The organism is Dyella sp., from assembly GCF_035486915.1.
In the GTDB taxonomy this organism is placed as follows: Bacteria; Pseudomonadota; Gammaproteobacteria; order Xanthomonadales; family Rhodanobacteraceae; genus Dyella_B.
This window is the reverse complement of record NZ_DATHMR010000022.1, coordinates 1-10761: the sequence shown is the minus strand read 5'-3', so window position 1 is coordinate 10761 and position 10761 is coordinate 1. Positions and strand designations below refer to the sequence as shown.

Genomic DNA, 10761 nt, shown 5'->3' with positions numbered 1-10761 from the left:
AACGACTTGCCATGTTGACCATCCCAACCGCTTTACAATCAGATCGATCCACAACAAGCCGCGTTGTTGCAAGAACACAGCATCAACCTGGAGAGTCATTGGTCCAGCTGGCCGGATGTCTATCGGCAAGCTACCGGCTCTTCGTTACCTCACACGACGCTGCGTGTCGGTGTCGACTTCGATCAGGTCGTGTTCGGTTTGTCTGTGGCAAGTCTCGCGCAGGTTGCGCAACCGCTGCTGGCCATCAGTAAACCGTTGCAACAGTGCAGTGAAAACATCGCAGCGGTGGCCACGCAGGCGTATCAACTGTGGATGAACAAGGATCTCCAGGGGATCGGTTGGAACTATCCGGGCGATCACGGCGAAGAGCCTGTGCTTTCAGGCTTCACCGAGCCGTTCGATACCTGGGCATCGATGGATCAGCTGTTGTGCCGCGAGACGTGGCCATCAGGCAACGAACCGAAGAATATTGCCTACTTCTGCAATGCGCTGGCGCTCGATGCTTATCCGCCCAGCGACGACCACGGCTTTCCTGCGCGCTGCGCCGACGCTGTCAAAGCAACTGCGATCAATCAATTGCAGACGCAAATCCGCGCATTGTGGGCGCATGTCGGCGAAAAGGATTTTCCATGGGACTGGCTGGTGGACCCGGCGAACGGTTCCGGCGTCACGCGCTTTGATCGCCAGTTCTGGCGTGCCAACGTCGATCCATCCGAACGCTATGTGTTATCGCTTGTCGATACCAGCATCTATCGCCTGCATGCCGATCAATCCGGTTTCTCTAATCTTTTTCTCGCCGGCGACTGGTTGAAGACGGGTCTCGATGCAGGCTGCGTGGAAGCTGCCGTGATGGGTGGCATGCAGGCGAGCAGGGCGATCTGCGGCGTGCCGCAAACCATACCGGGCGAACGCGGGTGGTAGGGATGTCCCTGCCGGTATGACAGGCGAACTATTCGCCGCGCAATTCGGTGACGGGTTGATCGATGGTGTGTGGGTCGGACACGCGTTGGGTGCGGCGCCGCGATTTGTGCGCGTACATGGCGCGATCCGCTTCGCGCACGAGTTCGGCGAAGTCGGCGTTGCTGAAACGCCGTTGATTGGCCGGCGCACTGCAGATGCCGTAGCTGATGCCTGCATCGGGGAAGTCGCTGCCGCGCAGTCGCTTGTCAAGTTCGGCAAGCGCTTTCTCCAGGCGCTCCTGCGTGTGTTCATCGCCATAAGCGATGATGGCAAATTCGTCGCCGCCGAGCCGGAAGGCGCGAATCAGATCGCCAAGCCGTGCGAGTCCTTCGCCCACCGCGCTCAATAGATCGTCGCCGCGCTCGTGTCCCTGGCTGTCGTTGACGAGCTTCAATCCATCCAGATCGATCATGGCGATCAACCAGGTACCTGCGGCGGGATCGACGTTTTCGCGGCGCGTGATTTCTTCGATCATCACATTGAAGGCCAGACGATTGCCGAGCCCCGTCAGTGCGTCGATGGAAGCCTTCGCAACGGCTTCTTGCATGCCGCGGCGGAAACGCTCGCGACCGTCTTCCACCAGCTTCACGTGATCGGCCAATGCGAACGCCAGCAGCATCGCTTCGCAGCTGTTGCCCATCAGCGTCATCAAGTCGGCGTTGTCGACGATGCTGGGAATCAACCCAAAGTTGACCGGAAGAATGATCGAGCCCGGAATGAGCACGGCCATGTATGCGAGCGTGAAGAAACGTGCGCGACGTACGCCACGCCACAACGACCACACGCCCATGCTCGCCGAGAACAACACAACGGTAGAAACCAGAAACGTTGCGATCAGGAACGCCAGCGATGGGAAGATCAGCGAGATCGGCAACGCAATGATCGATGCGGTGACAATGGCGTAACCCAGCCGCGACATGCGTGGCGAATGCCGCCACAGTTCGAGAAAGCGAATCGTGAAACGAACATGCACGACCGGTAGCAGAATAAACCACTGCGTGAAGTTGACCGGTTCCGTGTTGATGCCAAGCCAGCCTTGTGGCACGCCGAAGAAGAATCCCCAGCCGAGCACCAGGATCATCGCCTGACACCCATAGAGCGTGTAACTGCGATCCCTGATCCACAGTCCCACGAACATGATGAAAACGCCCAGTCCAAATAGCACGCCGAGCGAACCGAGCATCAGTGCCAATTCGTTCGTGTGGCGCTTGTGGTATTCCGCGCGCGTCTGCACGTCGATGCGCGGTATCGCCGTGTAGAACTTCGAACTTACTTCCACCACAACGGCGTAGTGATGGCCCGGCGAGAGGGAAACGGCGGCGGTACCGCGCGGCATGTCGTTCGTGCCGGTGTTTGCACCGGTTTCAAATTGCCGAACCAGGCCATCATCGCCAAGTACCAAAATCCTGGCGCTTTCATAGTACGTGTTGTCGAACGTCACTACCCAGTCATTGCCGGGCCGATCGGGCGTGAATTGCGAAACCAACCAGAAGTCGCCGCCGAGCATGTTCACCCGTGTTACCGGCGTGCGTTGGGTTATCCACGACGCAAGGTCTGCATAGCTGCCTGGCGCGCGTTCACCGGGCATGGCTTTATAGGTGCTAACCGCCGGCTCCTGGCACCTTGGGCCAAACAACGGGTAGGGGTCGGTTGCCCAACACGTTGGGCAGGCAAGCACGGTAAGGAGAAAAAAGACCAAAACCATCCACCCACGGCCTAATGACCGCGGCGACGCGGGTACTTTCGCGTGCGAGCGATAACGCAAATCTGCCCCTTTCCCCGTCTGCGTCTGGGGATGGTACACCGGCATTATGGCGGCTGCGCAATAAATCACGGCTAGGCCGGCTTTGGCAGTACACCTGCCAAAAGACCATTACTTTCGACAGACAGAGCAGTTCTGCAAAAGCAGAAAGTCCCTTCTTCAGCGTCCGCGGCCACCCCTTGTTCCCGACCTCTTCGACTACCATTTAGCACCGGTCGAACATGGATACGTAGAAAGATGGCTGCCCTTCGCCTGGCCTTGGCTCAATTCGATTTCCCGGTCGGCGCCGTGGCCGCCAACACCGCCAAAGTGCGAGACCTTATGGCTCAGGCACGCGCCGGTCATGCGTCCTTGGCGGTGTTCCCCGAGCTGACTATCAGCGGATATCCCCCTGAAGATTTGTTGCTGCGACCGAGCTTTCTAGCGGCTTGTGAGGCGGCAGTACACGACTTGGCGCGTGGCACGAACGGCCTTAAAGCCATCGTGGGTTTTCCACACAGCCAAGGCGAGGTATACAACGCCGCGGCGTTTCTGTGCGATGGCGAAATAGCGCAGATTACGCACAAGCAGGCGCTGCCCAACTACGGCGTGTTTGACGATAAGCGTTACTTTCGTCCGGGCCGTACCACTGCCGTTGCAGTCATCGATGGCGTGCGCGTGGGCTATCTCATTTGCGAAGACATCTGGCAGGCCGAGCCTGCTGCGAAAGCGGCACAAGCCGGTGCCGAACTCATCATCGTGATCAATGCCTCGCCCTGGGACGATGCCAAGCAAACCGTGCGTGAGGACATTCTCATCCAGCGCGCCCAGGAAACCGGATGCGCCATGGTGTATCTGAACCTTGTCGGCGGTCAGGACGAGGTGGTGTATGACGGGGGATCGTTGCTCGTGAATGCGGACGGTCGCGTTGTCGGTCGCGCGCCGGCGTTTGTCGATGCATTGCTTTGGGCGGATTTCGATCCGTCGGATCGCACGTTGCATCCGCGCGACTGGCCGACCGTCAAGGACACAACACGCGAAGCCACGCTTTACGCGGCACTCGTGCGTGGTGTGCGCGACTACATCGATAAGAACGGTTTTGGTGGCGTGTTGCTGGGTCTTTCTGGCGGTATCGATTCAGGCCTTACGCTTGCGCTGGCAGTCGATGCACTCGGCCCCGAACGCGTTACGGCGGTAATGATGCCGATGCGCTACACCTCGCAGCTTTCGCTCGATGGCGCGCGAGGGCAGGCGGAGCGTCTTGGCGTGGACTATCACGTCATCAGTATCGAGCCGACGTACGAATCCTTCATGACCGCGCTGTCGCCGCTGTTCGGCGACAAGAAGCCCGATACGACGGAAGAAAACCTGCAATCGCGCACGCGTGGCGTGATGCTGATGGCCTTGTCCAACAAGCACGGTCGACTCCTGCTCGCGACGGGCAACAAGAGCGAGATGGCGGTCGGTTACGCCACGCTATACGGCGACATGTGCGGGGCCTACGCGCCGCTCAAGGACGTGTACAAGACCGAGGTGTATCGTCTTTCCCGCTGGCGCAACGAGGCAGAGCAGCGCGAAACCGGCGATGCGGGTGCGTGGGTGATTCCTCCGGCAGTGATCGAGCGTCCGCCGTCGGCGGAGTTGCGCGACAACCAGACCGACCAGGATTCGCTGCCGCCCTACGACGAACTCGACGCGATCCTTGCGCGCTTTATCGAAGATGAGCAATCGCAAGCGGAAATCATTGCCGCCGGCTTCGACGAAAACATCGTGCATCGCGTTGTGCGTCTGGTGCTGGTGAACGAATTCAAGCGCCGCCAGTCGGCGCCAGGTCCGCGCGTTACCACGCGGGCGTTCGGTCGTGAGCGCCGTTATCCGATCACGTCCGGCTGGAAGTAGTCAGGCGCATTTCAAGCAGGCAAGAAAAAAGCCGGTGGCCTTAAGGCACACCGGCTTTTTTGTCTTCGTGACGAACTGGCGCTTAGTAGTGACCCGAGAACGGAATCATGCGGCGCAGAATCGACGGACGATGCGGCCAGCTCGGATCTTTCAGATACGGATGGTCCGGATAGTTCAGCGCGAGCACCTGGCGCGTCTGTGCGGCCAGATCTTTCTGTCCAAGCGCGAGATAGCTACGCGTCATGATGGCCAGTGCGTCGCCGGCCTGTGGCGCTTCCTGATAATGCTCGATCACGTACTGAGCGCGGTCGGCGGCAGCGATGTAAGCCTTGTTGCGAAGGTAGAAATCGGCCACGTTGATTTCGAACTGCGCCAGGATGTTGCGCAGGTAGATCATGCGCTGCCGTGCGTCGGCGGCGTAGGCGCTATCCGGGAAGCGACGGCTCAGTTCCGAGAAATCGTCGAACGACTTCAGGTTGTAGCCCTGATCGCGGCGCGACTGCGCGCCGGTACGTTCGCCGGCAAATGCGCGCTCGACAACGCCGCTCGTGCGATCGAAATTGATCAGACCGCGCAAGTAATAGGCATAATCCACATGCGGATTGAGCGGATTGGTCTTGATGAAGCGGTTGATCGTGGAATACGCATCATCCGGCTTGTTGTTCTTGTACTGCGCGTAGGCCAGTTCCAGCTGGGCCTGCTGGTTGAACGGACCGGACGGGAAGCGCGCGATCAGGCGCTGATATGCTTTCTCAGCCGCCGAGTAATCGGAATGCATGAGATCCGTATGTGCCTTGGCGTAGAGCTGCGGCAGCGGCAACGTGTCGAGCGGATCCCCTTTACGGTGAAACCATGAGCAGGCGCTCATCGTCATCGCCAGGACGAGCACGATAAGTACTTTCAAAACAGGCGTTGAGATGACCGGTAGCTTGGTTACGCGCATGAGTAAGGGGTTCAGATGATTGAGCAAAAAGGGATGATAGCCGAAACCGGCCTCCAGCCGGGGGATAAACCATGACCACCATCAGTCACGAGGCCATCGTCCCCTTGTCGGCCGCAGGTCGGAGGTTCGACCAGGCATTGGCCGAGATGTTCCCGGACTACTCCCGTTCCCGCCTGACCGCCTGGGTGAAGGCCGGCGCGGTGACCCTGGACGGCGCGCCGGCCGCCCCGCGCCATCTGCTGCGCGGGGGCGAAAAAGTCCAGTTGGAGGTGGAACTTGAGACCGAAGTGACCAGCGCGCCCGAGGCGATCGCGCTGGATATCGTTTATGAGGACCCACACCTGCTGGTGATCGACAAACCGGTCGGGCTGGTGGTGCATCCCGGTGCCGGCAACCCGGCGGGCACGGTGCTTAACGCCTTGCTGCATCACGACCCGAAGCTGGCGGAGCTCCCGCGCGGCGGCATCGTGCATCGGCTGGACAAGGACACCTCCGGCCTGATGGTGGTGGCGAAAACACTTGCGACGCATACGGCGCTGGTCGAGATGCTGTCCAAACATGAGGTGGCGCGGCAGTACGAGGCCATCGTGCTCGGCACGATCATCGCTGGCGGCACCATCGACGCGCCAATCGGCCGGCATATGGGCGATCGCCTGCGGCAAGCCGTGCGCGACGAAGAAGACGGCAAGCACGCCGTCACCCACTATCGTCTGCGCGAGCGCTTCCGTGCGCACACGCTTGTTCAGTGCAATCTCGAAACGGGGCGCACGCACCAGATCCGCGTCCATCTGTCGCATATCGGCCACCCGCTGGTGGGCGATCCCCTCTACGGCGGCGGACTCAAATTGCCCAAGCGCGCGACACCGGAACTGGTTGCAGCGCTGCGCGGTTTCCGCAGGCAGGCGCTGCATGCGGAGCGTCTGGCATTCGAGCATCCGGTGACGGGTGAATCGTTGAGCTTCGAGGCGCCGCGACCTGCCGATATGAATGCATTGATGGCGGCACTTCGCGAAGATCTTGCGGTCAATGGCCCGGACGAACATTGACCCCACGACTATCAACCCCGCGATGGTGCCGATGAACGACGCATGGATCTTTCCCGATTGGCCTGCGCCCAGCCGTGTGCACGCTGCGGTGACCACGCGTCATGGTCCCGGCATCTCGCAGGCACCCTTCGAGCGCTTCAATCTCGGCTTGCGCAGCGGTGACGACGAACAGGCCGTGCGCAGCAATCGCAGCGCTCTACATCAGTCGCTGGATCTTCCCTCCGATCCACGCTGGCTGCGGCAGGTGCACGGTACGGTCGCGGCGGAATTAGGGCCGCTGCCAAGCCCGGAAGAACCCGAGGCGGACGCCGCGGTATCGCGCGTGGCCGGCACGGTGCTGGCGATCCTCACCGCCGACTGTCTGCCCGTTCTGTTCTGCGCCGACGATGGCAACACGATCGGCGCCGCCCATGCGGGCTGGCGCGGACTGGCTGCCGGCGTGCTCGAGCAGACCATCGAGCAGATGCAGCGCCCGGTAGGGCGATTGATGGCATGGATGGGGCCTTGTATTGGAGCGGCTTCCTACGAAGTGGGCGAAGAAGTCCGCAAGGCCTTCATCGAACAAGACGCTTCTGCAAGCGACGCGTTCGTCGCCACGCGCCCAGGCCATTGGCAATGCGATTTGGCGGTGCTGGCAAGACAGCGTCTGATGGCCGCCGGCATCACCCGCGTCCATGGCGGTGGATTCGACACCCGGACCGACGAGCGCTTCTATTCCTATCGCCGCGAAGGCGCCCGCAGCGGCCGTTTCGCCAGCCTGATCTGGCTCGCTCAGAGCTAAGCCCTGCTATTGGCTGAAGCCGTGGCGGGGTGCATCCTACCCATCGCTTGAATCGACCCGCCCTGTCCGCATCTCTTCGGGCAGTGGCGGCGTGTCCGCCAAACCTTTTTTGGGGATACTCCGATGCGAATGGACAAACTCACATCGCGTTTCCAGCAAGCGCTTGCCGATGCCCAGTCATTGGCCGTGGGACGCGACAACAACATGCTCGAGCCTGTGCACGTGATGGCTGCGCTGCTCGAACAACAAGGCGGCTCGACCGGACCGCTGCTGACTCAGGCTCACGTCAACGTTCCGGCCTTTCGCCAGCGTGTGAATGAATTGCTCGATCGTCTGCCTAAAGTCAGCGGGCAGGAAGGCAACATCCATGCGGGCAACGAGCTGACGCGGTTGCTCAATCTCACCGATAAGCTCGCACAGCAGCGCGGCGATCAATTCATCGCAAGCGAGCTTTTTGTGCTCGCGGCGCTGGAAGACAAAGGCGAACTCGGCGCTGCGCTGAAAGCCGCTGGCGCCACCAAACAGAATCTTGAGGTGGCCATCGAAAAACTGCGTGGCGGCGAAAAAGTGCAGAGCGAAAATGCCGAGGAACAGCGTCAGGCGCTGGAAAAATACTGTGTCGATCTGACCGCGCGTGCCGAAAGCGGCAAGCTCGATCCGGTGATCGGCCGCGATGAAGAAATTCGCCGTACGATTCAGGTGCTGCAACGTCGCACCAAGAACAATCCCGTGCTGATTGGCGAACCCGGCGTAGGCAAGACCGCGATTGTGGAAGGTCTCGCGCAGCGCATCGTCAAAGGCGAAGTGCCCGAAGGCTTGCGCGATCGCCGTGTGCTGGCGCTGGACATGGGTGCTTTGATCGCCGGCGCCAAATTCCGCGGTGAATTCGAAGAGCGCCTCAAAGCCGTGCTCAATGACCTGGCCAAGAACGAAGGCCAGATCATTCTGTTTATCGACGAACTGCATACGATGGTCGGCGCAGGCAAAGCGGATGGCGCGATGGATGCGGGCAACATGCTCAAGCCTGCGCTGGCGCGCGGTGAGCTGCATTGCATCGGCGCCACCACGCTCGACGAATATCGCAAATACATCGAGAAAGATGCTGCGCTGGAGCGCCGTTTCCAAAAGGTGTTCGTCGGCGAGCCAAGCGTGGAAGATACGATTGCGATTCTGCGCGGCCTTAAAGAGCGCTACGCGGTGCACCACGGCGTGGAAATCACCGATCCGGCCATCGTCGCGGCCGCCACGCTTTCCAATCGCTACATCACCGACCGTCAGCTGCCGGACAAAGCCATCGATCTGATGGACGAGGCGGCGTCGCGTATTCGCATGGAAATCGACTCCAAGCCGGAAGAGCTCGATCGCCTGGAGCGCCGCCTGATCCAGTTGAAGATTCAGCGCGAGATGCTGAAGAAGGAAAAAGACGAGGCATCGAAGAAGCGCCTCGCGGATCTGGAGACCGACATCAGCAAGCTCGAACGCGAATTTTCCGATCTCAACGAAATCTGGAAATCGGAAAAAGCAGCGCTGCAGGGCGCGACCAAGGTCAAGGAGCAGATCGAGCAGGCGCGGCTTGAACTCGAAGCGGCGCAGCGTCGTCAGGATTACGCGAAGATGAGCGAAATCCAGTATGGCAAGTTGCCCGCGCTGGAAAAACAACTTGCGGTGGCACAGGCGGCCGAGACGCAGGAATTCAAGCTCGTGCAGGACCGCGTGACCGAGGAGGAAATCGCCGAGGTCGTATCGCGCTGGACCGGCATTCCGGTCACCAAGATGCTGGAAGGCGAGCGCGATAAGTTGCTAAACATGGAGTCGGCGTTGCACAAGCGCGTAGTCGGTCAGGACGAAGCGGTGCGCGCGGTGTCCGATGCTATTCGCCGCGCGCGTGCGGGGCTATCCGATCCGAATCGTCCTTACGGATCGTTCCTGTTTCTCGGCCCGACCGGCGTGGGCAAAACGGAGCTGTGCAAAGCGCTCGCCGAATTCCTGTTCGACACGCAGGATGCAATGGTGCGCATCGACATGAGCGAGTTCATGGAGAAGCATTCCGTGAGCCGCCTGATCGGCGCGCCTCCAGGTTACGTGGGTTACGAAGAGGGCGGTTACCTTACCGAAGCAGTGCGCCGTCGTCCTTACAGCGTGATCCTGCTGGACGAAGTCGAGAAAGCGCATCCGGATGTGTTCAACATTTTGCTGCAAGTGCTCGACGATGGGCGCCTCACCGATGGTCAAGGTCGCACGGTGGATTTCCGCAACACTGTCATCGTGATGACGTCGAATCTCGGCTCGCAGTTGATCCAGGAACAGGCTGGCGATTCGGAGGCCGACTATCTGCAGATGAAGGCATCGGTGCTCGGCGTGGTACAGGCGCACTTCCGTCCGGAATTCATCAATCGCTTAGATGAGCTGGTGGTATTCCGTCCGCTGCAGAAGACGCAGATTCGCTCCATCGCCAAGATCCAGCTCGCGTATTTGGAAAAGCGTCTCGCCGAGCGTCACTTGAAGCTGGAAATTGGCGACAAGGCGCTGGATCTGTTGGGTAACGTCGGTTTCGATCCGGTTTACGGTGCGCGTCCGCTCAAGCGTGCGATTCAGCAGCAGCTGGAAAATCCGCTGGCGAAGGAAATTCTCGAAGGACGCTTTGCGCCGGGCGCGACCATTGTGGTCGAGGCGGAGCACGGCCACCTGACCTTCCGTCAACGCTAATGGCATATCCCTTCTCCCTTCGGGAGCACGCGGGGAGAGCACATGGATGTGCTCGGCTCTGAGGAGCGAGGAAGGTGCCCGCAGGGCGGATGAGGATGCGGGCGCAGCGTAGTGTTGGAGTCTTGCGCAAGACTCGCACCCTCACCCCAACCCCTCTCCCGAGGGGAGAGGGGCTTAGGTATCGGCAAGCTCAGTTGGTATGCGGTCCCTCCGTCATGCTCGCCAAACCATTCTCCATATGCCCGCAAAGACGCCGTGACCAGCTACTGAGACCGGACACCGTCGCATTGAGGTCATACCAGTTATTGCTGCCGCTGAGATTCCACGTATCGCTCACGCTGCCGTTCGCAGGCACGGTGTACGTGCGCACGTCGGAAGCGTTGTAACCGTTGGTGACCGTCATCGTGCAACTGCTCGTGCCTGTGTTGCTCATCGTCAATTCGACTGTGCCGGCGCTGGCGTTGTAAGTGATCGCCGTTTCCGGCATCACCGATGCGGGCTCGGCACTCCCTTGATAGTGGCGCATGAAGCCATTGGGGCCATGCACTTCCAGTGCATAGATCGCACCGCTGAAGACGCTCCCATTCCAGTAATCGGAGACGCTGTCATTCGCGCCGACGGTGTAAGTCCATGGACCGGTGTAACTGCTGCGGTTGTAACAGTAGACCTGGAATACAGCGCCCAC

Annotated in this window: 8 protein-coding genes; 5 read left to right on the top strand and 3 right to left on the bottom strand. The window is 60.3% G+C overall.

All coding sequences use genetic code 11. The features are described from left to right. The first annotated feature begins 66 nt into the window (after positions 1–66). A complete protein-coding gene (locus tag VK725_RS02540; protein ID WP_325316490.1) occupies positions 67–921 on the top strand; it encodes a hypothetical protein in 855 nt (284 codons plus the stop codon). Between the two features lie 28 nt (positions 922–949). On the opposite strand, the gene VK725_RS02535 is transcribed toward VK725_RS02540, so the two are convergent. Then, entirely contained in the window at positions 950–2548 is a 1599-nt protein-coding gene (locus VK725_RS02535; RefSeq protein WP_325316489.1) for a diguanylate cyclase, read from the bottom strand. 411 nt (positions 2549–2959) lie between these two features. Here VK725_RS02535 and VK725_RS02530 point away from each other — a divergent pair, with 411 nt between their 5' ends. Beyond that, positions 2960–4600, top strand: a complete 1641-nt coding sequence (locus VK725_RS02530) for an NAD+ synthase (RefSeq protein WP_325316488.1) — start codon at positions 2960–2962, stop codon at positions 4598–4600. A gap of 82 nt (positions 4601–4682) precedes the next feature. Here the strand turns inward: VK725_RS02530 and VK725_RS02525 are convergent, their stop codons facing one another. Further along, on the bottom strand, positions 4683–5543 hold the full coding sequence (locus tag VK725_RS02525) for an outer membrane protein assembly factor BamD (protein WP_325316487.1): 861 nt from the start codon (positions 5541–5543) through the stop codon (positions 4683–4685). A gap of 71 nt (positions 5544–5614) precedes the next feature. Here VK725_RS02525 and rluD point away from each other — a divergent pair, with 71 nt between their 5' ends. The 3 genes from rluD to clpB all read left to right on the top strand — a co-directional run bounded on the left by rluD (position 5615) and on the right by clpB (position 10076). Then, positions 5615–6589: a 23S rRNA pseudouridine(1911/1915/1917) synthase RluD gene (rluD, locus tag VK725_RS02520; RefSeq protein WP_325316486.1), complete on the top strand. Its 975-nt coding sequence runs from the start codon at positions 5615–5617 to the stop codon at positions 6587–6589. 31 nt (positions 6590–6620) lie between these two features. Beyond that, the gene (gene pgeF, locus VK725_RS02515; RefSeq protein WP_325316485.1) at positions 6621–7370 is read left to right on the top strand and encodes a peptidoglycan editing factor PgeF; all 750 of its coding nucleotides are present in this window, start codon (positions 6621–6623) and stop codon (positions 7368–7370) included. Between the two features lie 123 nt (positions 7371–7493). After that, positions 7494–10076 (top strand): ATP-dependent chaperone ClpB, encoded by a 2583-nt coding sequence (clpB, locus tag VK725_RS02510; protein WP_325316484.1) that lies wholly within the window; start codon positions 7494–7496, stop codon positions 10074–10076. 190 nt (positions 10077–10266) lie between these two features. On the opposite strand, the gene VK725_RS02505 is transcribed toward clpB, so the two are convergent. Continuing rightward, a partial coding sequence (locus tag VK725_RS02505) for a phospholipase domain-containing protein (protein WP_325316483.1) occupies positions 10267–10761 on the bottom strand: 495 nt, incomplete at its 5' end.

Coding starts and splice junctions, on each gene's coding strand:
- pgeF (WP_325316485.1), top strand. CDS start 6,621: ATGAACGACGCATGGATCTTTCCCGATTGGCCTGCGCCCAGCCGTGTG.
- clpB (WP_325316484.1), top strand. CDS start 7,494: ATGCGAATGGACAAACTCACATCGCGTTTCCAGCAAGCGCTTGCCGAT.
- VK725_RS02525 (WP_325316487.1), bottom strand. CDS start 5,543: ATGCGCGTAACCAAGCTACCGGTCATCTCAACGCCTGTTTTGAAAGTA.
- VK725_RS02535 (WP_325316489.1), bottom strand. CDS start 2,548: ATGCCCGGTGAACGCGCGCCAGGCAGCTATGCAGACCTTGCGTCGTGG.
- VK725_RS02530 (WP_325316488.1), top strand. CDS start 2,960: ATGGCTGCCCTTCGCCTGGCCTTGGCTCAATTCGATTTCCCGGTCGGC.
- rluD (WP_325316486.1), top strand. CDS start 5,615: ATGACCACCATCAGTCACGAGGCCATCGTCCCCTTGTCGGCCGCAGGT.